The organism is Streptomyces sp. NPDC015127, assembly GCF_043080095.1.
Lineage (GTDB): Bacteria > Actinomycetota > Actinomycetes > Streptomycetales > Streptomycetaceae > Streptomyces.
Window position 1 is genome coordinate 480,586 of the sequence record NZ_JBIBVE010000004.1, and the last position, 22,967, is coordinate 503,552.

At 70.6% G+C, this 22,967-nt stretch carries 19 protein-coding genes and 1 rRNA gene; 9 read left to right on the forward strand and 11 right to left on the reverse strand.

The window, feature by feature from the left end; all coding sequences use genetic code 11:
- Positions 1–54: 54 nt before the first annotated feature.
- Complete coding sequence (locus tag ACF08N_RS11065; protein WP_392324299.1) at positions 55–627, forward strand: DJ-1/PfpI family protein; 573 nt, start codon at positions 55–57, stop codon at positions 625–627.
- Positions 628–668: 41 nt separating this feature from the next.
- Here ACF08N_RS11065 and ACF08N_RS11070 read toward each other — a convergent pair whose 3' ends face one another.
- Together ACF08N_RS11070 and ACF08N_RS11075 are read right to left on the reverse strand one after the other, a co-directional pair.
- Positions 669–1,346 (reverse strand): HAD family hydrolase, encoded by a 678-nt coding sequence (locus ACF08N_RS11070; RefSeq protein ID WP_392324300.1) that lies wholly within the window; start codon positions 1,344–1,346, stop codon positions 669–671.
- Between the two features lie 64 nt (positions 1,347–1,410).
- Entirely contained in the window at positions 1,411–1,917 is a 507-nt protein-coding gene (locus ACF08N_RS11075) for a DUF6912 family protein (protein WP_392324301.1), read from the reverse strand.
- 280 nt (positions 1,918–2,197) lie between these two features.
- Between ACF08N_RS11075 and ACF08N_RS11080 the strand changes: the two genes are divergently transcribed.
- Complete coding sequence (locus ACF08N_RS11080; protein WP_392324302.1) at positions 2,198–2,629, forward strand: Rv3235 family protein; 432 nt, start codon at positions 2,198–2,200, stop codon at positions 2,627–2,629.
- Positions 2,630–3,575: 946 nt separating this feature from the next.
- Here ACF08N_RS11080 and secA read toward each other — a convergent pair.
- Positions 3,576–6,395 (reverse strand): preprotein translocase subunit SecA, encoded by a 2,820-nt coding sequence (gene secA / locus ACF08N_RS11085; RefSeq protein WP_392324303.1) that lies wholly within the window; start codon positions 6,393–6,395, stop codon positions 3,576–3,578.
- Between the two features lie 242 nt (positions 6,396–6,637).
- On the opposite strand from secA, the gene ACF08N_RS11090 reads away from it, so the two are divergent.
- Together ACF08N_RS11090 and ACF08N_RS11095 are read left to right on the forward strand one after the other, a co-directional pair.
- Positions 6,638–7,213 (forward strand): GNAT family N-acetyltransferase, encoded by a 576-nt coding sequence (locus tag ACF08N_RS11090; protein WP_392324304.1) that lies wholly within the window; start codon positions 6,638–6,640, stop codon positions 7,211–7,213.
- Between the two features lie 45 nt (positions 7,214–7,258).
- The gene (locus tag ACF08N_RS11095) at positions 7,259–8,422 is read left to right on the forward strand and encodes a winged helix-turn-helix domain-containing protein (RefSeq protein ID WP_392324305.1); all 1,164 of its coding nucleotides are present in this window, start codon (positions 7,259–7,261) and stop codon (positions 8,420–8,422) included.
- 40 nt (positions 8,423–8,462) lie between these two features.
- Here ACF08N_RS11095 and ACF08N_RS11100 read toward each other — a convergent pair whose 3' ends face one another.
- The 7 genes from ACF08N_RS11100 to mtnA form a co-directional block, all read right to left on the reverse strand.
- A complete protein-coding gene (locus ACF08N_RS11100; protein ID WP_392324306.1) occupies positions 8,463–9,218 on the reverse strand; it encodes a response regulator in 756 nt (251 codons plus the stop codon).
- Positions 9,219–9,425: 207 nt separating this feature from the next.
- Positions 9,426–10,115 carry a ribosome hibernation-promoting factor, HPF/YfiA family gene (hpf, locus tag ACF08N_RS11105; protein ID WP_392324307.1) on the reverse strand — a complete coding sequence of 230 codons (690 nt, stop codon included), beginning with the start codon at positions 10,113–10,115 and terminating at the stop codon, positions 9,426–9,428.
- 333 nt (positions 10,116–10,448) lie between these two features.
- Complete coding sequence (locus tag ACF08N_RS11110; protein WP_392324308.1) at positions 10,449–11,174, reverse strand: ComF family protein; 726 nt, start codon at positions 11,172–11,174, stop codon at positions 10,449–10,451.
- A gap of 103 nt (positions 11,175–11,277) precedes the next feature.
- Positions 11,278–13,128, reverse strand: a complete 1,851-nt coding sequence (locus ACF08N_RS11115) for an LpqB family beta-propeller domain-containing protein (RefSeq protein ID WP_392324309.1) — start codon at positions 13,126–13,128, stop codon at positions 11,278–11,280.
- Entirely contained in the window at positions 13,118–15,127 is a 2,010-nt protein-coding gene (mtrB, locus tag ACF08N_RS11120; RefSeq protein WP_392324310.1) for an MtrAB system histidine kinase MtrB, read from the reverse strand. The genes ACF08N_RS11115 and mtrB overlap by 11 nt, the downstream gene beginning before the upstream one ends.
- 1 nt (position 15,128) lies before the next feature.
- On the reverse strand, positions 15,129–15,818 hold the full coding sequence (mtrA, locus tag ACF08N_RS11125; protein WP_392324311.1) for a two-component system response regulator MtrA: 690 nt from the start codon (positions 15,816–15,818) through the stop codon (positions 15,129–15,131).
- A gap of 4 nt (positions 15,819–15,822) precedes the next feature.
- The gene (mtnA, locus tag ACF08N_RS11130) at positions 15,823–16,971 is read right to left on the reverse strand and encodes an S-methyl-5-thioribose-1-phosphate isomerase (protein WP_392324312.1); all 1,149 of its coding nucleotides are present in this window, start codon (positions 16,969–16,971) and stop codon (positions 15,823–15,825) included.
- 180 nt (positions 16,972–17,151) lie between these two features.
- On the opposite strand from mtnA, the gene ACF08N_RS11135 reads away from it, so the two are divergent.
- From ACF08N_RS11135 to ACF08N_RS11155, 5 genes are read left to right on the forward strand one after another with little or no spacing between them, the layout of a single operon-like run.
- Positions 17,152–18,354, forward strand: a complete 1,203-nt coding sequence (locus ACF08N_RS11135) for a glycerophosphoryl diester phosphodiesterase membrane domain-containing protein (protein WP_392324313.1) — start codon at positions 17,152–17,154, stop codon at positions 18,352–18,354.
- A 4-nt stretch (positions 18,355–18,358) separates the two neighbouring features.
- Positions 18,359–19,048 (forward strand): DUF4129 domain-containing protein, encoded by a 690-nt coding sequence (locus ACF08N_RS11140; protein ID WP_392324314.1) that lies wholly within the window; start codon positions 18,359–18,361, stop codon positions 19,046–19,048.
- Positions 19,045–20,265, forward strand: coding sequence for a DUF4350 domain-containing protein (locus ACF08N_RS11145; protein ID WP_392324315.1), 1,221 nt, complete (start codon positions 19,045–19,047; stop codon positions 20,263–20,265). Before ACF08N_RS11140 ends, ACF08N_RS11145 begins: the two co-directional genes overlap by 4 nt.
- Entirely contained in the window at positions 20,262–21,245 is a 984-nt protein-coding gene (locus ACF08N_RS11150; protein ID WP_392324316.1) for an AAA family ATPase, read from the forward strand. The genes ACF08N_RS11145 and ACF08N_RS11150 overlap by 4 nt, the downstream gene beginning before the upstream one ends.
- An 8-nt stretch (positions 21,246–21,253) precedes the next feature.
- A complete protein-coding gene (locus ACF08N_RS11155; RefSeq protein ID WP_392324317.1) occupies positions 21,254–22,564 on the forward strand; it encodes a DUF58 domain-containing protein in 1,311 nt (436 codons plus the stop codon).
- 138 nt (positions 22,565–22,702) lie between these two features.
- Here the strand turns inward: ACF08N_RS11155 and rrf are convergent.
- Positions 22,703–22,819, reverse strand: a 5S ribosomal RNA gene (rrf, locus tag ACF08N_RS11160).
- Between the last annotated feature and the right edge of the window lie 148 nt (positions 22,820–22,967).

The following is a 22,967-nucleotide window of genomic DNA, read 5'->3' on the forward strand; positions in this document are numbered from 1 at the left end:
GACACTCTGGACAGCGACACAGGCCCTTCTGGCAACCACTCACCGGGAGCAGCCATGACCACGAAGATCCTCATCGTCACCGGGGACGCCGCCGAATCGCTGGAAGTCCTCTACCCCTACCAGCGGCTGCTGGAGGAGGGGTACGAGGTGCACATCGCGGCACCCACCCGCAAGAAGCTCCAGTTCGTCGTGCACGACTTCGAGCCGGGCTTCGACACCTACACCGAGAAGCCGGGCTACACCTGGCCCGCCGATCTGGCCTTCTCCGAGGTCGACACCGGGGCGTACGCCGCCGTCGTCATCCCCGGCGGGCGCGCCCCGGAGTATCTGCGCAACGACGCCGAGCTGCGCAAGATCCTCAAGGCCTTCTTCGACGCGGACAAGCCCGTGGCACAGATCTGCCACGGTCCCCTGCTCACAGCGGCGATCGGCGGCGTGGAGGGCCGCCGGGTGACCGCATACCCCGCTCTGGAGCTCGACATGCAGGCGGCCGGAGCGTCGTTCAAGGACTCGGCGGCCGTCGTCGACGGCACCCTCGTCTCGTCGCGGGCATGGCCGGACCACCCGGCCTGGATGCGCGCGTTCCTCGAGGTACTGCGCGAGAAGGCGCCCGTGACCCGGGACTGACGGGCGGACGCCGCCGCCCGGCCCTGATCCCGGCCGGGCGGCTAGCCCGCGGTCACCAGCTCCTCCGCCACGGTCACGGCCTCCTCCAGCGTGTCCACCACCGGCACCCCCGCCTTCGCCAGACTCCCCCTGCTGTGCGATCCGCCCGTGTAGAGCACGGCCTTCGCCCCGACGTGGTCCGCCGCCACGGCGTCGTCCACCGCGTCACCGATGATCACGATCCGGTCCGGCGTCACGCCCTCCAGCGCGGACAGATGGCGCACCATGTGCTCCGCCTTGCCCGTGGTCGACGCACCGACCCGCCCGTCCACCCGGACGAACCGCTCCTCGATGCCGTGCCGGCGCACGATCGGTATCAGATGCTCGTGCGGGGCCAGGGACAGCAACGACTGGGTCAGTCCGGCCTCCTGCCGACGCACGAGCAGCTCGGCCGCGCCCGCCGCCAGACCGCACGCGTCGGCCCTCGCCCAGTAGTGCTTGTGGAAGGCGGCGTCCATGACGAGCCACTCCGCGTCGGTGGGCAGCCGGCCCATCAGCCGCTCGTAGAAGCGGGGAACGGGCACGCAGTACAGCTCGCGGTAGCGCTCGAGCGTGATCTGCTCGAGCCCTATCTCCGCGAAGGCGGCATTGGTCGCCTCGATGACCGCGCCGATGTCGTCGAGCAGTGTGCCGTTCCAGTCCCACACCAGGTGGGCGCTGTGGTGCCCTGAAATCCCCATGCCGAGAAACGGTACCGGCCGGCTACGACAACGGGCCCCGTGGCCTCCTCGGCCCCAGCGGTCCTCAGCCCACGATGTTGGGGATCTCCTGCACGCCGTACCAGAGCAGCTCGTGGTCCTCGGCGCCGTCGACCGTGAACCGGGCGTCGTCGTCCCCGTGGTCGGCCGCGCCGAGCGCGTCCACCGCCGCGGTGACATCGGCCACGGCGTCGTCCGCGTCGACGTGGACGGCCGCGGCCTTGGACAGGGGCACGGCGGCCGCGATACGGACCTCACCGAGCGCGCTCGCGTCGAGCACCTGGTCGGGGTCGGCGACCGCGTCCTGGTCGCGTACGTCGACGGCGACGACGACACGGCGGCGGGCCGCGTCGGGAGCGCCGGCCAGCAGGCGCAGGGAGGCGGCGGCGGCGCGGCTGAGCGCGGCGTACTCCAGCTCCTCGATGTCGTCGGAGACGTACCACTCGCGCAGCCCCGGCGTGACGGCGTACGCGGAGAGCGGGCCCGGGCCGAGCTCGCCCGTCTTGTGCGCCTCTGCGAGACCGGGAAGGGTCAGGGGGACGTAGACGCGCATGGCTGGCCGCCTTCGTAGTCGGAAATGCGCCCTCAGGATACGTGCGGTGCACCCCCTTCGGGGGTGCACCTGCCCCCTCCCGCACCGTCCACTTCACTCCCCGACGACACCGTGTGCACCCAGTCCCGGCCGGGGTGCGGTCATCCGGATAGGTGATTCCCACCAGGGCCTTTGCGAACGACCGGGGCCTGTTGCAGCCGGTGGACCCGCGCCGTAGAAGTTCCCCGTCGAAGCTACTTCCCGGTACTGATCCGGGACAGGCACATCGGGGGCGATCCGCATGGACAGGACCAGGCCCGCAGGTCGACACGACCAGCGAAGGCCCGCCACGGCGGCGGCCGCGGCGCTGGCACGCGCACGGGGCAGGCAGCACAAACCGCACTACTGGTTCGCCGACCGCCTCCTGGCGGTGCTGAGCGGCCAGCGCCCGGTGCACTGGATGCTCGGGCACACGATCGGCGAGGCGTACGAGCAACTGATCCACCTGGCCCCGGGGGCGCCCCTGCGCCCGGCGGACCGGGTGATGCCGGTCGTCCGCCACTGCGGGGAGTTCCACCCGGGCCCGGGCGTGATCGAGGCGTTCGCCCGCATCGGCTCGGGCGACCGGGTCAGCGCGATGGCGTTCCGCCTCGAACAGGGCCCGGACCGCCGCTGGCGCTGCGCAGCGGTGGAACTGGGCGGCGAACGCAACGCGGCGGACAGGGGCGCGTGACGGGGGCGGCGGGGCCGGCGTGAGCCAACCTGGCCCCGCCCGGCCTCGGCGGGCCGAGGGTGGCTGCGGAGACCGGCCGAGGTGCGGGGCCCACCGGGCCGGTTGACGGCGCGGCCGCGCGCAGCACGGCGCCGCCGGACCGCGGCGAGGTGCATGGCAGCGGACGCCACCGCCACCCCAAGGCGCGTCCTGGGCACGACGGGCTGCGGGCGCGGTGCCTGCGGAGACCGGCCGAGGTGCAGGTCGCGATTGCCAGGGCGAGCGGGCCGCGGTGCCCGCGGGCACGGGCTTGCGGCGCGGAGCGCGTCGGACACCGGGGCGCCGGCCGTCTCCGCGCGGTCCAGCGACGCGGAGGTTCGGCCGACGTGCGGAGCGCGCGTGAGATGAGCCGGCACGGGCCCACGTCGGCGGACGCGATCCCCCGGCGACGGGGCACCCTGCGCGCCTGGCATCGCGATCCGCCGGGACGAACGGGCCGACGGGATGCGGGGCCGACGGGATGCGGAGCCGACGGTCAGGCCGTACGGCATCAAGGCTGGCGGGTCCTCCCGGTCATGCCACGAGCCACAGGCGCCGCCTGCCGGGGCGCGGCAAGCGCCGGCCATGGCGCCGTCCGCCGTGAGCTCGCACTCCGGGTCGGACATTGCCCGACGGGCTGGGGTCGCGCGCCCAGAGGCCGTAGCGGCCCAGGCACGGCACCACAGAGCCCCCAAGGACCAGCGCGCCCCTCCACGTGGCCACAGGGCTCACAGGGCCGCATCGGCCGCGCACAGGCGCCGCGAGACCAGCGCGGGGCCGCCAGGCGCCCTCCACACCCCTGTGGCCCCGCCCTAGGACACCACCCGGCCACCGGACGGAAACCGGCCCCCGGGGCGGGGCCACACGCCCCGCAACGCAGTCGGGGCCGGACACCCTCGGTGTCCGGCCCCGATCCACTACCGCAGCGTTACTTCTTGCGGCGGCGGCCGCCGCCCTTCGCCGCCTTGCGGCGCTCCGCGCGGGTCATGCCGTCCGTGTCCGACCGCGACTGACCGCCGTCGTTCTCGAAGTCGCCTTCGACGATGCCGCCCTCGCCGTCCACCGTGGGCGCCGAGAAGTGCAGCCGGTCCGGACGCTGCGGGGCCTCCAGGCCCTTCGCGCGGATCTCCGGGCGCGCGGCACCCGCCGGCACCGCGTCCTCCTTGGTCAGCGACATCTTCTCCGCGGCGTCCTGCACCGGGACCTCCTCGACCTGCTGCTCGACCTGGACCTCCAGGTTGAACAGGTAGCCGACGGACTCCTCCTTGATGCCCTCCATCATCGCGGTGAACATGTCGAAGCCCTCGCGCTGGTACTCGACCAGCGGGTCCTTCTGCGCCATCGCGCGCAGGCCGATGCCCTCCTGGAGGTAGTCCATCTCGTAGAGGTGCTCGCGCCACTTGCGGTCCAGCACGGACAGCACCACGCGCCGCTCCAGCTCACGCATGATCTCCGAGCCGAGCTGCTTCTCGCGCTCGTCGTACTGCGCGTGGATGTCTTCCTTGATCGACTCGGCGATGAACTCGGCGGTGATGCCGGCCCGGTCCCCCGCCGCGTCCTCCAGGTCCTCGATCGTGATCTTCAACGGGTAGAGCTGCTTGAACGCGTTCCACAGGCGGTCGAGGTCCCACTCCTCCGCGAAGCCCTCGGCGGTCTCCTGGCGGATGTAGTCGTCGATGGTGTCGTCCATGAAGTGGCGCACCTGCTCGTGCAGGTCCTCGCCCTCCAGGACGCGCCGGCGCTCGCCGTAGATGACCTCGCGCTGGCGGTTGAGCACCTCGTCGTACTTGAGGACGTTCTTGCGCGTCTCGAAGTTCTGCTGCTCGACCTGCGACTGCGCGGAGGCGATCGCCCGCGTCACCATCTTGTTCTCGATCGGGACGTCGTCGGGAACGTTCGCCATCGCCATGACGCGCTCGACCATCTGCGCCTTGAACAGACGCATCAGGTCGTCGCCGAGCGACAGGTAGAAGCGGGACTCGCCCGGGTCGCCCTGACGGCCGGAACGACCGCGCAGCTGGTTGTCGATACGGCGCGACTCGTGCCGCTCGGTGCCCAGCACGTACAGCCCGCCGAGCTCCGTGACCTCGTCGTGCTCCGCCTTCACGGCCGCCTCGGCGCGCTCCAGCGCGGCGGGCAGGGCCGCGGCCCACTCCTCGACGTGCTCGACCGGGTCCAGGCCGCGCTGGCGCAGCTCCGCCTCAGCGAGGTCGTCCGGGTTGCCGCCGAGCTTGATGTCGGTACCACGGCCGGCCATGTTCGTGGCGACAGTGACGGCGCCGCGGCGGCCGGCCTGGGCGACGATCGTGGCCTCACGGTCGTGCTGCTTGGCGTTGAGCACCTCGTGCTGGATGCCGCGCTTGTTCAGCTGCTGCGAGAGGTACTCGGACTTCTCGACCGAGGTGGTGCCGACGAGGATCGGCTGACCCTTCTCGTGCTTCTCCGCGATGTCGTCCACGACGGCCGCGAACTTGGCGACCTCGGTCCGGTAGATCAGGTCCGACTGGTCCTTGCGGATCATCGGCCTGTTCGTCGGGATCGGCACGACGCCGAGCTTGTAGATCTGGTGGAACTCGGCGGCCTCGGTCATGGCCGTACCGGTCATGCCGGAGAGCTTGTCGTAGAGGCGGAAGAAGTTCTGCAGGGTGATCGTGGCGAGCGTCTGGTTCTCGTCCTTGATGTCCACCCCTTCCTTCGCCTCGATCGCCTGGTGCATGCCCTCGTTGTAGCGGCGACCGGCGAGGATACGGCCGGTGTGCTCGTCGACGATCATGACTTCGCCGTCCAGGACGACGTAGTCCTTGTCCTTCTTGAACAGCTCCTTGGCCTTGATGGCGTTGTTCAGGTAGCCGACGAGCGGGGTGTTGACCGACTCGTAGAGGTTGTCGATGCCCAGCCAGTCCTCGACCTTGGCGACGCCCGCCTCGTGGATGGCGACGGTGCGCTTCTTCTCGTCGACCTCGTAGTCGCCGGTCTCCTCGATGCCCTTGAGCGGGTTGCCCGCCTCACCCTTGGTGAGACGCGTCACGAGCTTGGCGAAGTCGCCGTACCACTTGGTGGCCTGGTCGGCGGGGCCGGAGATGATCAGCGGCGTACGCGCCTCGTCGACGAGGATCGAGTCGACCTCGTCGACACAGGCGAAGTTGTGGCCGCGCTGGACCAGTTCGTCCTTGGACCACGCCATGTTGTCGCGCAGGTAGTCGAAGCCGAACTCGTTGTTCGTTCCGTACGTGATGTCGCAGTTGTACTGTTCGCGGCGCTGCGTCGGCGTCATGTTCGCCAGGATGCAGCCGACGGTCAGGCCGAGGAACTTGTGCACCCGGCCCATCAGCTCCGAGTCGCGCTCGGCGAGGTAGTCGTTGACCGTGATCAGGTGGACGCCCTTGCCCGACAGAGCGTTCAGGTACGCGGGGAGCGTGCCGACGAGGGTCTTGCCCTCACCGGTCTTCATCTCCGCGACGTACCCGAGGTGCAGGGCGGCGCCGCCCATCAGCTGCACGTCGTAGTGGCGCTGGCCGAGAACGCGCTTGGCGGCCTCGCGGACGGTCGCGAACGCCTCGGGCATCAGGTCGTCCAGGCTCTCGCCGTCGGCGTGGCGCTGCTTGTACTCCTCGGTGAGCGCCCGCAACTCGGCGTCGGAGAGGTTGACGAAGTCCTCTTCGATGGAGTTGACCTGGTCCGCGATGCGGTGCAGTTTGCGCAGGATCTTGCCTTCGCCTGCACGCATGAGCTTGTTGAAGACGGACACTGAGGCTGGTCTCCTTGCCGGTCGGGCCTGGCACTGGGTCGTGTGACGGACACTGGCGCGGGCACGGCAGGTGGGCCCCACCGCATCGGCCATCGTAAGCGAGGACACCGCCGCGCCGGGAGGTCCATCCTTACGCGGGCCCTGCCGTCCGCCATACAGGAGAACGCACGGGATGCGCCGAAGGTGCCGGGGAGCCGCCAAAAGTGCTCGCATCGGGCGGCCGAGGTGTCCACAATCCCGGCATGGAGCCGATCACACTCACCACCGAGCGCCTGCTGCTGCGTACGTTCACGGCCGAGGACACCGACGCCGTCTACCAGTCCTGCCAGGACCCGGACATCCAACGGTGGACGACGGTTCCGTCGCCGTACGAACGGCAGCACGCCGTCGAGTTCACCGAGCACATGGTCCCGGACGGCTGGCGCAACAGCACCATGTGCACCTTCGCCGTGCTGCCGCGCGAGGGCGGGCCGCTGATGGCCTCGGTGGCGGTCACTCTGCGTACCTTCTCGGGCACGTGGGAGATCGGCTTCTGGACCGGCAAGGAGTACCGGGGGCGCGGAGTGATGGCCGAGGCCGTCGCCGCCGTCTCGCACTGGGCGTTCATGCGGCTCGGCGCCACCCGGATGGAATGGCGGGCCGAGGTGGGGAACAGGGGCTCCCGCGCGGTTGCCGAGAAGGCCGGATTCCGCATGGAGGGCGAGCTGCGCGCCGCCCTGCTCAACAAGGGCACGCTCCGTGACGTATGGGTCGGCTCCCTCCTGCCCTCCGATCTGGGGCTGACGAGCGCCCATCCCTACCTGCCCAGCCGGTCCTGACCGCGGCCCGGCCGGTTGTCAGTGGCGGCCTCTAGGGTGCCCACCATGACCATGCTGCCATCGCCCGTCATCGATCTGTCCGCCGACGAGGCGCGCCGCATCGCGCTGCGCGCCCAGGGGCTCCTCGGCGCACCGGACCGGCGCGGCGGCGTCCGGGGCGTGCTGCGCCACCTCGGCGCGGTGCAGCTGGACACGATCTCGGTGCTGGCCCGCTCGCACGAGCTCATTCCGTACGCGCGCCTGGGCGCCGTCGGCCGCAGGGCGGTCGAGGACGCGTACTGGACGGAGAGCCACAGCTTCGAGTACTGGTCGCACGCCGCGTGCATCCTGCCCGTCGAGGAGTGGCCGCACTTCGCCTTCCGCCGCCGCGCCTACCGCTCCCGTCCGCACTGGTACCACGACCTGCCGGACGGCGCGTACGACGCGGTGATCAAGCAGCTGCGCGCCGAAGGTCCGCTCACCGCGACCGAGTTGGGCGGCGCGAAGAACGGCGGCGAGTGGTGGGACTGGTCCGCCTCCAAGGTTGCCGTCGAGCGTGCGCTGATGTACGGGGAGGTGGTGTGCACCGAGCGGCGCGGCTGGAAGCGGGTGTACGACCTGGCCGAGCGGGCGATCCCGGACGCCGTCCTGCACGACGACCTGGACGACACGGAGTGCCTGCGCCGCCTCGTCCGGCTGGCCGGCCAGGCGCTCGGGGTGGGCACCCGCGCGGACATCGCGGACTACCACCGGCTCAAGGGCGAACAGTTCGACGCGGTCGTCGCGGACTCCGGTCTGGTGCCGGTCACGGTCGAGGGATGGGGCAAGGCCGCCTGGGCCGATCCCGCGGCGCTCGCGGCGCCACCGCGCGGTCGGCACCGGACGACGCTGCTCTCCCCGTTCGACTCGCTCATCTGGGAGCGGGCGCGCACCGAGCGCATCTTCGGCTTCACCCACCGACTGGAGGCGTACGTCCCCAAGCAGAAGCGGGTCCACGGGTACTTCGCGATGCCGCTGCTCGCGGGCGGGCGGCTCCTCGGCCGGGTCGACCCGGCGCGCGAGGGCCGGACGCTGGTGGCCCGGCAGGTGTCCCTGGCCGGCCCCAGGGCGGTGGCCCCGATGGCGCAGGCGCTGCGCGAGGCGGCCGAATGGGTGGGGTGCGACGCGGTCCGCGTCGAGAAGGCGGACCGTCCCGAGCTCGCGGCGGACCTGGTCCGGGCTCTGGCCTGACGCGCCCCTTCGCCCGTCCGCCCGGTCTCAGCGGATGATCTCAGCGGATCTCGAGGATCTTCTCCCGCATCGCGTAGACCACGGCTTCCATCCGGGAGTGGAGCTGGAGCTTCTCGAGGATGTTGCGGACGTGGTTCTTCACGGTGTTCTCGGAGATGAACAATTCCTTGGCGATGTCGCGGTTGTTCATCCCCGTGGCGACGAGCTTGAGCACCTCCAGCTCCCGGTCCGTCAGCCGGGGCGCGGGCACGAGCCTGCGCTCGTCGGTGCGCTGGATCATCGACTTGAACTCGGTGAGCAGCTTGGAGGCCATCGAGGGGCTGATCTGCGACTGGCCGTCGGCGACGGCGCGGATCGCGGTCGCGACCTCGTCCGTGGAGATCTCCTTGAGGAGATAGCCCGTGGCGCCGGCCTTGATCGCGTCGTAGAGGTCGGCCTCCTCGTCACTGATCGTCAGCATGATGATCTTGGCGCTGGGGGCCACCTCCTTGATGGAGGTGCATGCCTCGATGCCACCGCGCTTGGGCATCCGCACGTCCATCAGCACGATGTCGGGCAGCAGGTCGGCTGCCTTGTCCACCGCCTCGGCCCCGTCGCCGGCCTCGCCCACGACCTGGATGTCCTCCTCCTGCTTGAGGACGATCTCCAGCCCTCGCCGGAAGAGCGCATGGTCGTCCACCACGAGGACCCGGATCGGCTCGGCCGTACGGGAGCCGCCCGCCTCCTCCGCCTCGGTGTCGACGACTGCGGGGTGGCCGCCCGCTTCGCTGTGCATTGGCCCGAAGCTGTCCGCCATCGTTCCTCCCCCTGAAGGCCGTGGCCCGAAGATCATGACTGGTCTGCCAACATCAGTGCGCCGCACATCGGTTGGCTTGCCACGTCATGCTTTCATGCCCGGACGACAGAGCGGTGATCCTGTGGTGGCACGGTGGTGCCCCTGGGGGCGCACGGGGCGCTCCAGGGGCACCGCTTCCTTGCTGACGGGGCTCAGTCCGCGCCGGGGTCAGCCGCCCAGCGCGCCCCCGGCTCCACCTGCCTCGGAACCGGCCAGCGGGTCCGTCTCCAGGCGGATGACGCCGTAGTCATAGGCGTGCCGCCGGTAGACGACACTGGGCTGCTTCGTCTCGGAGTCGACGAAGAGATAGAAGTCGTGGCCGACCAGCTCCATCTCGTAGAGAGCCTGGTCGAGTGTCATCGGCGCTGCCGTGTGCAGCTTCTCGCGGACCACCAGCGGTCCCTCGCCCTGTACTTCGAGCGAACCGATCCTGGTGGTGGGAATGGATTCCGTCGCCTCTTCGGCGAGAGGCTTGCCATTGGCGTTCAACTCGGCGACGCCGGGCACCACGTCGGCGACCTCTGCTGCAGACAGCCGACCGGTGCCGCGCCGCGTGTGGCGCTTGTCGTGCTGCTTGCGGAGCCGTGCCTCCAGCTTTCCGGTGGCGAGATCGAGCGCTGCATAGGGGTCCGCGGCGGCTGCCTCCGCCCGGATCACCGGTCCGCGGGAGCGGAGTGTGATCTCCACGCGGTCGGAACGGTCTGCCTGCCGCGGGTTGTGCTCCTTGGACACCTCGACGTCGAGGCTGATCACCTTGCCGTCGAGCTTCTGGATCTTCTCCAGCTTCAGCTTCTCGGCCACGTGCTTGCGGAACCGCTCGGGCACCTCGGTCTTGCGGCCCTTGACGACGATGTCCACGCAGAACTCCGTTCCCGGATCGCTCCGCCGGCTCACCGGCCGCGGAGCATCTCCCTCTTGCACCAGGCTCCGGTGGTCACCGGGGCCTCGGACTTGGCGACTTTCACCTCCTCCTCCCCAGTCGACAAGATCCCCACCCCACCCTTTTTCGAGGGTGTCCCTGTCCCGAATCCCCGGCCGAGAAAACGGCAGCACATTCGGTGAGGTTCGGGGTTCGCCATTCCTCACAACCGAACATAGCTCGCTCGGACGGATGTCGGCACCCGATACCTGAAGGTACCTCCGATCAGGCGTTTTTGCCCTCTCACCACCTGCAACGATGCAAGTTCCCCATCAGTTCCGGTTTATTTCGAATGACAGTGCCGGCACCGCGACGACCGCCGCGGTCGGCCGCACGAATCCCCGATCGCCCGCCTCCTGCGCGGCACTCAGTGCCCGCGCCGCCTCCACCAAGGAAGCACCGGTCGTCATGAGGTCGTCCACCAGCACTGCTGTACCGCCCTTCAGGAGCCGCGCCGACCCCTGCCGCAGCCGCAGTGCCCCCGAGAGGTTGACGAGCCTCTCGCGGGCGGTGAGACCCGCCTGGTCCGCCACCTGCCGGTGCTGCCGCAGCACGGGCAGGACCTGTACGGGCCATCCGCCACGCCGCAGCTCGGCGGCGGCCGCCAGCGCGATACGGCGTGCCGGATCGTGTCCCCGTGCCCGGACCGCCCTGCCCGCCGACGGCACCGGCACCAGCAGCAGCGGCCCACGGCCCGTGACACCGGCCGGCAGGGACGCCCGCACGGCCCCGGCCAGAGCCCGGCCTAGCGGCCGGGCCAGCCCCATCGCCCCGCGCTCCTTGTGTGCGAGCAGCACAGCTCGTACGGCGTCGGTGTACGCGGCGGCGGCATGCACCACGGGCAGGCCCTCCGGCTCCGGCACCGGTCTCGCGCGCCGCGCCGCCCTGCCGTAGAGCACGGTCGCGCAGCGCTCGCACAGCTCGATGCGCGGCCTGCCGCAGCCGCCGCACGCGACCGGCAGCACCAGACCGGAGATCTCCCGCCACCATCCGCGCACGCCACCAACTGTGCCGACGGCCGGCGCCCGGCGGCCACCCCTGTGGACAACGCGCCGGGCACCGGACGGAGGGCGGAGACGGGAAACCGACGAAGGCCGCCCGTCACCCGGGATAGACGGGCGACGACCCCTTCTCGACCAGCGTCTGCCAGTTCGCGCCGGCCGGCAGACGCACGATGCCGTCCTCCTCCGAGAACGCCACGAGCGGCCTGTTCTCGTCGTCCGACGCGGCGACGGCCTTGACCTGGTTCAGGCCGGGCAGGATCGCATTCGGCGAGGTGGAGCCGTCGGTCTGGATGAAGCGCACCTGCTGGACCCCGCCGGATTCCTTGCCGACCACGACCAGCCGGCTGGGACCCGCCCAGGACACCGCCGTCACCGTCTCCAACTGAGGAGCAGCCGGACGCAGTTCGGTCACGGTCACAGCGAGGTCGTCGCTCGGGCCGCGCCGCTCCACACGCCCGATCTTGAGCGTCGTCCGGCCGTCCTTCGTCAGCAGCAGCGCCACACGGACACCGTCCGCCGACACCTTCACCGCCTCGATCCGGGCCCCGTCCAGATCCGGCACGATCTTGACGTCCTGAGGGGTCTCCTCACCGCCGGGCACCCGCATCAGCGCCGGATCGGCGGGATTGCGGTCCGCGACCCAAAGGTCTCCCCTGCCGTCCCAGCTGGGTGCCGACAGACGGTTCTCGCGGCTCTTGCCCCGGCTGGTCACCAGCGGGCCGTCCAGCTCTGTCGCGGAGGCGATGGATGCCACGTACAGCTTGCTCCCGTCGGTCGAGACGGCGGCCGCCGTGCGCTCGTCGCGGGAGACCGCCACGGAGCCCATCGGCATGCTGCCGTCGCCGAACGGCCCCGGCACGTTCTGCGGCGCGCCGATCTCCTTCGTACCGGCCGCGAGCAGCGCCAGCCGGTGCTTCTCGTCGACGAAGTACTGGTTGTCGTGCGTGCCGGAGCCGTGGTCCGGCGCGTACTCCTCGGCCTGGCCGGCGGTGAGCACGCACAGCTGGCTGCCGTCCGACCGCAGCAGCTCCACCTGCTCGGCCCGCGCCGACGACAGGTCCTTGAGCGTGAAGAGGATCTGGGCGGCCATCCTCGTGCACTGCTGCCTGCCCACACCGGACGCCCGGTCGTTCAGCGGGACCCTCAGCCCGTTGCGGTCGTCGAACGACAGCGACCTGGTGCCCTTCTTGAGGGCCGTGCCCGTCGGAAAGCGCGACTCCACCACCGGCTTCAACCAGTTCGTCGGGCCCTCCAGCAGCGCCGAAACGGCCTGCGTGACGGGATCCTGCCGGGTCACCGGGTCCTGCCGCTGCCTGATGTAGACAGGGTCGGCCACCATCACACTCCGCCCCGAGGCGAAGTAGTACTTGTTGACGGAGACGTAGTTGCGCTCGAAGTCGGACGCACCGAGCAGCAGCCCGGGCGGCAGGCTGTCGATCCGCCACTCCTTGCCGTCGGGACCGCTCTGCCTCGACAGATGGATGGTCCTGCGGTAGTTCGCCGGCGTCACCGGCTGATAGGCGCGCTGGGAGTCCACCGTGGCTATCTGCCGGCCGAACAGCGGATAGTTCATGCCCGGGTTGTCCCGGCCGCCGAGAATCGGCATGCCGGGGACGGGCGCGGCCTCCAGGACCGTCGTGCTCGCCTCGGGACGCCACTTCTGCGACGTCTCCGGGGTGAGGTACGAGCGGGCCGTGGCGAAGTTCGAGTCGTCACTGGTCATCGCCTCGAGGAAGCCCGTGACGATCTCGTCGGGCGTGGCGCCCTTGCGCGGCTGCACCGCGTACACCCGCACCTGCGAGTCGCCGCGCTGCGACGCCTTCACCGCGTGCACGTCGCCGCTGTCCGGCATCGACGCGCACCCGGCGAGCAGTACACCGCTCGCACCGAGCAGCGCCGTCGCACGTGCCCCACCCGCGCGCCCCTGACGACGGGGATCAGCGCCCACGACTCGTGTCCTCCCGCTCGGTTGAATCCTGGCCCACGGCCTCGTCGCCCCGCTCCCCGGCCGGCCGCGCCACGACGCGGGCACCACTGCCCGGCAGTGCCGCCGGGTCGACGCCCCGCGGCGCCGCGCCACGCACCTGCCCGGGCAGCGGCGAGAATTCCGCCCCCGGCTGCTTCGGCACGGACGTCAGCCGGTGCCCGTTGGCCGGGGCCCCGTCGGAGGACCGCGCACGCTCACGGTTCTGCCGCGAGTCCTCGGGCTCCAGCGGGATGGGCGAACCGCGCAGCGGCTCGTCCGCCGTGCGCGGCAGGGTCAGCCTGAACTGCGAACCGCCTCCCGGCTCGCCCCACGCCTGCAGCCAGCCGCCGTGCAGACGGGCGTCCTCGACGGCGATGGACAGTCCGAGGCCGGTCCCGCCTGTCGTGCGGGCGCGCGCAGGATCGGCGCGCCAGAACCGGTTGAAGACCCGGGTCGCCTCACCCGGCTTGAGTCCCACCCCGTAGTCCCGTACGGCCACGGCCACGGCCCCTCCGGCGGCGGCCATGCGCACCACGACGTCCCTGCCCTCACCGTGCTCCACGGCGTTGACCACGAGATTGCGCAGCACACGCTCCACCCGGCGGGCGTCGGCCTCGGCCACCACCGGCTGCTCGTCGCCGACCACCCGTATCCGGGAGCCCTTGCGCTCGGCCAGCGGCTCGGCACCGCCGATCACCCGCCGTACCACCTCGCGCAGGTCTATCGGCTCCGCCTCCAGCGCCGCGGCACCGGCGTCGAACCGGCTGATCTCCAACAGGTCGGACAGCAGCGACTCGAAACGGTCCAGCTGGTCCCCGAGAAGCTCCGCGGAACGCGCCGTCACCGGATCGAAGTCGCTGCGCGCCTCGTGGATGACGTCGGCCGCCATGCGCACGGTCGTCAGCGGCGTCCGCAGCTCGTGCGACACGTCCGACACGAAACGGCGCTGCATCCGGGACAGCTCCTCGAGCTGCTGGATCTTCAGCTGGAGGTTCTGCGCCATCTTGTTGAAGGCCTCGCCGAGCCGGGCGATGTCGTCCTCGCCGGTGACCTTCATGCGCTCCTGGAGCCGCCCCGCGGCGAGCCGCTCGGCGATCCCGGCGGCCATCCGCACGGGCGTGACGATCTGGCGCACGACGAGCCAGGCGATCGCGCCCAGCAGGACCACGACGAACAGCCCAGCCGTGGCGAGCGTCCCCCGGACGAGGTTGAGCGACTGCTCCTCCTGCGCCAGCGGGAACAGGTAGTACAGCTCGTACGGCTGCCCCTCGATGTCATTCAGCCGGGTGCCCACGACCAGCCCGGGCTCCGGATCGAACGCGTTGTTCCAGTACCGGATGCTGACGTATGTCTCGTACGTCCCGGTGCCCTGCCCCACGGCGTCCCGCAGCGCCTGCGGAATCGTCGCCGGATCCACCAGTCCCGACGTCCGCGGCGCGCGCCCCGAGCCGTCCTGTTCGGAGTCGGCGCTGAGAGCGACCACGTTGTACGAGCCCTGACCGCCGCTGGCGAGCTGCACAACAAGATCGGACCGCCACGAGTTGGCGTTCCTGCCGCCCGACGCGGCACCGTCCGGGCCCGCGGGGCCGACGGGCGCGCTGGCCTGTTCCCGTGCGACGGCGAATCCGCCGGCCGCCTGGCTCTGCGCCGCCTTGCTCTTCGCGTCGAGCAGGCCGTTGCGCACCTGCCCGACCACGACGAAACCGAGAAGCAGGACCACGCCGAGCGACATCAGCAGCGTGGTCACCACGACGCGGAGCTGAATGTTCCGCCGCCACAGCCGGACAGCGGGCAGCAGCGGACGGCGCAGCCACCGCATCACGAGCCGAGGCACCGGCCCGCCGGACGCCGCCCCGTCAGGAAGCAGCAGGCCCCCCTGGAACAGACGGCCGAATCGCGCGGGCTTGCGCCCCGGTCCGGCAGCCCGCCCCGTACGGACTCCCGGCGCGCCGGGCTTCGGAGCAACGCTGCCACTGGGCATGTCAGCTCGGCCCGGCCTTGTAACCGACACCCCGCACGGTCACCACGATCTCCGGCCGCTCCGGGTCCTTCTCGACCTTGGAGCGAAGCCGCTGCACATGGACATTGACCAGCCGGGTGTCCGCCGCATGCCGGTAACCCCACACCTGCTCGAGCAGCACCTCGCGGGTGAACACCTGCCACGGCTTACGGGCAAGCGCGACCAGCAGGTCGAACTCCAGCGGCGTCAGCGCTATCGACTGCCCGTCCCGCTTCACGGAGTGCCCGGCCACGTCGATCACCAGGTCACCGATCGCCAGCTGCTCCGGAGCAGGCTCCTCCGACCTCCGCAGCCGCGCCCGGATACGGGCCACCAGCTCCTTCGGCTTGAACGGCTTGACGATGTAGTCGTCGGCCCCGGACTCGAGACCCACCACCACATCGACCGTGTCGCTCTTGGCGGTCAGCATCACGATCGGCACACCGGACTCCGCCCGGATGAGCCGGCACACCTCGATGCCGTCCCTGCCGGGCAGCATCAGGTCCAGCAGCACCAGGTCCGGCTTGGTCTCCCGGAAAGCGGCAAGTGCCTTGTCACCGTCCGCGACGAACGACGGCTCGAAACCTTCTCCACGCAGCACAATCCCGAGCATCTCGGCCAGCGCGTTGTCGTCGTCGACGACAAGGACTCGTCCCTTCATATTCGACATCATCCCATTAGCTAATCGTTACCTGGCGTGACCTGGCACACAGCTCGGCTATTCCGGCCCTCGTGACCGGCGACAACACACCCTCCTCGGTGACCAGGGCAGTGATCAGATCGGGCGGCGTGACGTCGAACGCGGGGTTGTACGCCTGAGTTCCGAGCGGTGCAACAGACACCCCACCACCGGCCCCCGGCCCTGCCACCCCCGCATGCGGAGATGTGATCTCTGTCACTTCACTGCCAGGGCGCTGCTCCACCTCGATCGAGGCACCGTCCGCCGTCCTCGGATCCACCGTCGTGGTCGGCGCCACCACGATGAACGGCACGTGGTGGTACCTCGCCAGCACCGCGAGCGGATAGCTGCCGACCTTGTTGGCCACGGACCCGTCCGCGGCGATCCGGTCCGCGCCGATCACCACCGCATCGACCTCCCCCGCGGTGAACAGCGAGCCGGCGGCATTGTCCGTCAGCAGGCTGTACGGCATCCCGTTGCGCGCCGCCTCGTACGCCGTGAGCCGAGCACCCTGCAGCAGCGGCCTCGTCTCGTCCACCCACAGTCTGCGCAGCTCACCGGCACGGTGGGCGGCCAGAGCGACCGCGAACGCCGTTCCCTCCCCGCCGGACACCAGCGCCCCGCTGTTGCAGTGTGTCAGGAGCCGGTGGCCTCCCCCTGGCAGCAGCTCCCCGAGCAGCGCCAGCCCGTGCGCCGCCATCCGCCGGCTCGCCTCCGCGTCCGCCCGGTGCAGCTCCTTCGCCGACGCGAGTGCCGCTGCCGCCGCCTGCTCCCCGTCCGCACCCGCCTCCACGGCCGCCCGGTACGCAGCGGCCGCCAGGCGCACCCCGTACCCCAGGTTCACCGCGGTGGGCCGCGCATTCTCGAGCAGCTCGGCCGCTTCCTCGACGTCGTAGCCCCGCGCTGCCGCCAGGGCGACACCGTAGGCGCCCGCGATACCGAGCAGCGGCGCCCCACGCACGGCCAGGGTCTGGATCGCCCGGACCAGGGCCGGAACGTCGGTGCAGACCAGCTCCACCTCCTCGACCGGCAGCCGGGTCTGGTCGAGAAGCACCAGTACGGGACCTTCGGGCGGCTCGTCCCAGCGCAGCACAGGAAGCTTCGGCGGCGCCGTTCCCACCGGGTTTTGTACGGACTGATCAGCCATCCGCCCAGTCTGCACGGTGAGGCTCCGACAATGAAGGTGCGACGGTGACCGAGGCCCCCGCCCACCGGGGGCCGCCGCGTGGCACGATGGCTGCCACAGCCGCCCTGCCAGGCGGACGGGCACCGTGAACGTGCCGGCTCGGCGAGCCGGCCCCGCGACCAATCCATGAGGTGGACCACCGTGAACGACACTCCGGGCTGGGCCTCGCCCGGATCGGCTCCTTCCAACGGGCAGAACTCCGGCGCACCGCATCCCGCCGAGCCCGCCGACGGTCCTTCGTCGAAGTGGTCGAAGGAGCAGCCGCCCCCAGGGCAGTGGTCCGCGCCGACCGGTCCCGGCCCTGTCCCCGGGCCGCCGGCCCCCGGCTGGGGCGGCCCGCATCACGGCGGTTGGGGCCGTCCCGCCGCGGCGAAGCCCGGAGTGATCCCCCTCCGGCCCCTCGGCGTCGGTGAGATCCTCGACGGCGCCGTCTCGACGCTACGCGCCCACTGGCGCACGGTCCTTGCCGTGACGGTCAGCGTCTCCGTCTTCACACAGATCGCCAGCATCCTCGTCGAGCGCTATCTGCTGCCCCAGCCACCCGCGGTCGACCCGGACGCGACCCCCGAGGAGGCGCTGCAGCAGTCCGTGGAGTCTCTGCAGGCCAGCCTGATCGCGATGGGCCCGGCGCTGCTCATCATGCTGATCGGCACGCTCCTGACCACCGCACTGCTCACCGTGGTGATCAGCCGCTCTGTACTGGGCCGTTCGGTGACGCTCCCCGAGGCCTGGCGGGAAGCCCGGCCCCGGCTGCCCCACCTGCTGGTCCTGATCCTGATCCTGCCGCTGGGCAGCGCGCTGGTGATGTGCCTGGGCATTCTGCCCGGCGTCCTGATCGGCGGAGCCGGAGTGTTCCTGTCGGTCCTCGGCGGCATCGCCGCCTTGGTGGTCGTCGTCTGGCTGATGATCCGCTTCGCCCTCGCGCCCCCCGCGCTCGTACTCGAACGCCAGGGCGTCATCGCCTCCCTGCGCCGCTCCGCCAAGCTGGTGCAGGGCGCCTGGTGGCGCGTCTTCGGCATCACCCTGCTGACGATCCTGCTGGCCTTCCTGGTGAGCATGGTCATCGCCATCCCGTTCACCATCATCGCCTTCGCTGTGGACGGCGTCGGACTCAGCGACTTCTTCGGCGGCAACGCTCCCGAATTCGGCTGGCCCTTCCTGATCATCACCGGCATCGGCTCCGTGATCGCCTCTTCGATCACGTACCCGATCTCCGCCGGCGTGACCGCGCTTCTCTACGTCGACCAGCGCATCCGCCGCGAAGCACTCGACCTCGAGCTCGCCCGCGCAGCAGGCGTCCCCGGCTACGGAACCGAGCCGCCCAGCCACTCCACCGGGAGCTGATGCGGTGCTGAGTGCGGGGGGCGCGACGGCAGCCGAGACGCTGATCCGAGCGAGCGACGACGTACCGGTGGACATTCCGCGCGTCCCCGCCCGCGAGGCGGCGGAACGCGAACTGTCCGAACCGAGGTACCACGAGAACGACCCGAACCTGCTCGAACGAGCCCTCGACAGCTTCTGGGACTGGGTCGGCGATCTCTTCGAGGGCGCAGGCAGCGGAGGCTTCGGCGGAACGGCCGGACTGGTCGTCATCGTCCTCGTCGTCATCGCCCTTGCGGCAGCACTGTGGTGGCGTCTCGGCACGCCCCAGCGCATCTCCAGCACGGCGGACTCCCTTTTCGAAGCCGGTCCTCGCAGCGCCGGCGAACACCGCAGCGCCGCCGAGGACCACGCCGGCGACGGTCGCTGGAACCAGGCCGTCCAGGAACGGATGCGCGCCATCGTCCGCTCCCTGGAGGAGCGAGCCCTGCTCACCCCGCGCCCCGGCCGCACCGCCGACGAGGCTGCCGCCGAAGCCGGCCGCGCCCTTCCGGTCCATGCCGATGAACTCCGCGCTGCCGCCCGAGCATTCGACGACATCACGTACGGAGGCCGCACCGCGGACCGCCGATCGTACGAACGTCTGCGAGACCTGGACCTCGAACTCGAGCGCGCCAAGCCCCAGCTGACAGACGCCGTCCAAGGAGGCGCCCAATGACCGGGGCCGCCACCACCTCCTTGTCCCCCACCGCCCGCCAGGTGTGGACGCGCGCCCGCGGCGTGCTCGTCGTCATCGCCCTGCTCGTCGCCACCGCCATCGCCATGGCCGCCATGCGCTCCGGAGACCACCACGGCCGTCTCGACCCACGCTCCGCGGACCAGTACGGCAGCCGCGCGGTCGCCGAACTCCTGAAGACCCAGGGCGTATCCGTACGAGTCGTCACCACACTCGATGCGGCAGGCGCAGCCGTCGGCCCCGACACCACACTGCTCGTCACCGAACCCGACCTGTTGACCGGCAATCAGCAGGACGCCCTGCACGCGGCGACCTCGGTCTCCGGCGGACGCACGGTACTGCTCGCCGCAGGCCCGGCCTCCGTCGGCACGCTGGCCCCCGGCGTCCGTACCGATGTCCCGGCACGGGTCGCGGCCCGTACACCGCAATGCACCTACCCGGCCGCCCGCCGAGCGGGCAACGCCGATATCGGCGGGGAGCGTTACCGCACCGAGGCCCCGGGGGCCGACAGCTGTTACCCGAGCGACGAACTGCCGTCCCTGGTCAGGATCGACACCCCGTCCGACGGCGACACCGTTCTTCTCGGCGCCCCGGACATCCTCTACAACGACCGTCTCGACAAGCACGGCAATGCCTCCCTTGCCCTTCAACTCCTCGGGTCCCGGCCCGAGCTGGTCTGGTACATCCCGTCGCTCAGCGACCCCTCCGCCGACGACGCGGGCGGCGATGAGGGCACCGATGGCAGCGGAGAGGGCGACGAGGACCAAAGCGCCTTTCTCGACCTGATTCCGTCCGGCTGGCTCTGGGGCACGCTCCAACTCGCCATCGCAGCCGCCCTCACCGCCGTCTGGCGTGCCCGCCGCCTCGGCCCGCTGGTCACCGAGCGTCTTCCCGTCGCCATTCGCGCCTCCGAGGCCACCGAAGGCCGCGCCCGCCTCTACCGCAGGGCCAACGCCCGTGACCGCGCTGCCGCCTCACTGCGTTCCGCCACCCGGGCCCGCCTCGCCCCGCTCCTCGGCCTGCCGACGGCCGAGGCGCACTCCCCCGACTCCTTGATTCCTGCGGTCTCCGCCCAACTGCCCGACACCGGGCGGGACATCGGTGACCTGCTCTTCGGTCCTGCCCCGGCCGACGACGCCCGTCTTGTTCAACTGGCCGACCAACTCGACGCCCTCGAAAGAGAGGTACGCACCTCATGAGCGCCCCGACCCCCGAGACAGCTGAGAACTCGGACCGCGCCCGCACCTCCCTGGAGGCCCTGCGCACCGAGATCGCCAAGGCGGTGGTCGGTCAGGACCCTGCTGTCACCGGACTCGTCGTGGCCCTGCTCTGCCGTGGCCACGTCCTGCTCGAAGGTGTCCCCGGAGTCGCCAAGACGCTGCTGGTCCGCGCACTTGCCGCCTCGCTCGAACTCGACACGAAGCGCGTCCAGTTCACCCCTGATCTGATGCCCAGCGACGTCACCGGCTCCCTGGTCTACGACACGCACACCTCGGAGTTCTCCTTCCAGCAAGGTCCGGTGTTCACCAACCTCCTTCTGGCCGACGAGATCAACCGCACCCCTCCCAAGACGCAGTCCTCGCTGCTGGAAGCGATGGAGGAGCGCCAGGTCACGGTCGACGGCACACCGCGCCCCCTCCCCGAGCCCTTCCTCGTCGCCGCGACGCAGAACCCCGTCGAGTACGAGGGCACCTACCCGCTCCCCGAGGCGCAGCTCGACCGCTTCCTCCTCAAGCTCACAGTCCCCCTCCCCTCCCGCGAGGACGAGATCAATGTCCTCACGCGTCACGCCGAGGGCTTCAACCCGCGCGATCTCGGCGCCGCCGGGATCCGCCCCGTGGCCGGCCCCGCCGACCTGGCGGCGGCCCGGGCCGCCGTCGCCAAAGTCTCGGTGTCGCCCGAGATCGCGGGCTATGTCGTCGACATCTGCCGTGCAACCCGCGAATCCCCGTCGCTCACTCTGGGGGCCTCACCCCGTGGTGCAACGGCCCTGCTCTCCACTGCACGTGCCTGGGCGTGGCTCACGGGCCGGGACTACGTCATCCCGGATGATGTGAAAGCCCTGGCTCTGCCCACTCTGCGTCATCGGATTCAGCTGCGCCCCGAAGCGGAGATGGAAGGAGTCACCGCTGACTCCGTCGTCACCGCGATCCTCGCCCACGTCCCTGTCCCCCGCTGAGGCTCCTCATGGCCCTCACCGGACGGACGGCGCTCTTCGCCGCTCTCGGCTCTCTCCCCGTCGGCATCCTCGCCCCCAGCTGGACGGGGATGCTCGCTGTCAACGCGCCCCTCTCACTCGCAATCTTGTGCGACTACGCACTCGCCGCGCCAGTGCGGACGCTCCGTTTCACTCGAAGCGGTGACACATCCGTTCGGCTCGGTGACGTGGCTCAGGTCGAACTGACCATCACCAACCCGTCCAGCCGACCGCTGCGGGCGCTTCTCCGTGACGCATGGCCGCCGAGCACGTGGGCTCAAGGCACCGAGCAGGCCGCCTCGCGGCACCGCCTGGACGTGCCCGCCGGGGAACGCCGACGGGTCACCGCCGTGCTCACACCCACCCGCCGCGGCGACCGGCACTCCGAGCGCGTCACCGTGCGCTCCTACGGACCGCTGGGCCTCGCCGCCCGCCAGGGCAACCACCATGTGCCCTGGACCGTGCGCGTGCTGCCACCCTTCGCCAGCCGCAAGCATCTGCCGTCGCGGTTGGCCAGGCTCCGCGAGCTCGACGGCCGGACCACGACCCTGATCCGCGGACAAGGCACGGAGTTCGACAGTCTTCGCGACTACGTTCCAGGGGACGACACCCGCTCGATCGACTGGCGGGCCACCGCCCGCCGGACCACTGTCGCCGTCCGCACCTGGCGCCCCGAGCGGGACCGGCACATTCTCGTGGTCCTGGACACGGGCCGGACGTCGGCCGGGCGGGTCGGTGACGTGCCGCGGCTGGACGCCGCCATGGACGCGGCGCTGCTTCTCAGCGCCCTGGCCTCACGCGCCGGCGACCGCGTCGGCCTGCTGGCCTACGACCGACGAGTACGGGCTCAAGTACAAGGCCGCTCGGCCGGTGACATCCTTCCCGCCATGGTCAACGCGTTCGCCCCGCTGGAACCGGAACTCGTCGAAACCGACGCCCGCGGACTCAGCGCCGCCGCGCTGCAGAACGCCCCGCGAGGCTCCCTCGTCGTCCTGCTGACCGGTCTCGATGCCACCCCCATCGAGGAAGGGTTGCTGCCGGTTCTCCCTCAGCTCACCCGTCGGCACACCGTACTGGTCGCATCCGTCGCCGATCCCCATGTCGAGCACATGACCACCAAGCGGGGAAGCGCCGAGGGCGTCTACGAGGCAGCAGCCGGCACACAGGCCCGTATCCAACGTCAGCGCACGGCCGAGCAACTCCAGCGCCACGGCGCCACGGTCGTCGACGCCACCCCGGAGAAGCTGGCGCCCGCCCTGGCGGATGCCTACCTGGCACTGAAGGCTGCCGGCCGTCTGTGACGGCCGAGAACGAGAAGAAGAAATATGTGCTCGGCCGTTCACCCTGTGGCCGGCCGAGCACGTAATGTGTTTAGAGGAAACTGCCCCGGAACGCAGAAAAGCCCCGGAACCAGGTTCCGGGGCTTCCCCACAATGATTGTTCGGCGGCGTCCTACTCTCCCACAGGGTCCCCCCTGCAGTACCATCGGCGCTGAAAGGCTTAGCTTCCGGGTTCGGAATGTAACCGGGCGTTTCCCTAACGCAATGACCACCGAAACACTATGAAGTTGAACTCCAGCCGGCAAGGCGAGTTCGTTACTTCAGAACTAACACAGTGGACGCGAGCAACTGAGGACAAGCCCTCGGCCTATTAGTACCGGTCAACTCCACCAGTTACCTGGCTTCCATATCCGGCCTATCAACC

What these genes read in the sequence shown, in the direction of transcription:
- mtrB (WP_392324310.1), bottom strand. Translation starts at nt 15,127, where the DNA reads ATGCCCAGTGGCAGCGTTGCTCCGAAGCCCGGCGCGCCGGGAGTCCGT.
- ACF08N_RS11080 (WP_392324302.1), top strand. Translation starts at nt 2,198, where the DNA reads ATGGACAGGACCAGGCCCGCAGGTCGACACGACCAGCGAAGGCCCGCC.
- ACF08N_RS11155 (WP_392324317.1), top strand. Translation starts at nt 21,254, where the DNA reads ATGGCCCTCACCGGACGGACGGCGCTCTTCGCCGCTCTCGGCTCTCTC.
- mtnA (WP_392324312.1), bottom strand. Translation starts at nt 16,971, where the DNA reads ATGGCTGATCAGTCCGTACAAAACCCGGTGGGAACGGCGCCGCCGAAG.
- ACF08N_RS11100 (WP_392324306.1), bottom strand. Translation starts at nt 9,218, where the DNA reads ATGGCGGACAGCTTCGGGCCAATGCACAGCGAAGCGGGCGGCCACCCC.
- mtrA (WP_392324311.1), bottom strand. Translation starts at nt 15,818, where the DNA reads ATGATGTCGAATATGAAGGGACGAGTCCTTGTCGTCGACGACGACAAC.
- ACF08N_RS11095 (WP_392324305.1), top strand. Translation starts at nt 7,259, where the DNA reads ATGACCATGCTGCCATCGCCCGTCATCGATCTGTCCGCCGACGAGGCG.
- ACF08N_RS11070 (WP_392324300.1), bottom strand. Translation starts at nt 1,346, where the DNA reads ATGGGGATTTCAGGGCACCACAGCGCCCACCTGGTGTGGGACTGGAAC.
- ACF08N_RS11150 (WP_392324316.1), top strand. Translation starts at nt 20,262, where the DNA reads ATGAGCGCCCCGACCCCCGAGACAGCTGAGAACTCGGACCGCGCCCGC.
- ACF08N_RS11075 (WP_392324301.1), bottom strand. Translation starts at nt 1,917, where the DNA reads ATGCGCGTCTACGTCCCCCTGACCCTTCCCGGTCTCGCAGAGGCGCAC.
- ACF08N_RS11145 (WP_392324315.1), top strand. Translation starts at nt 19,045, where the DNA reads ATGACCGGGGCCGCCACCACCTCCTTGTCCCCCACCGCCCGCCAGGTG.
- ACF08N_RS11065 (WP_392324299.1), top strand. Translation starts at nt 55, where the DNA reads ATGACCACGAAGATCCTCATCGTCACCGGGGACGCCGCCGAATCGCTG.
- ACF08N_RS11090 (WP_392324304.1), top strand. Translation starts at nt 6,638, where the DNA reads ATGGAGCCGATCACACTCACCACCGAGCGCCTGCTGCTGCGTACGTTC.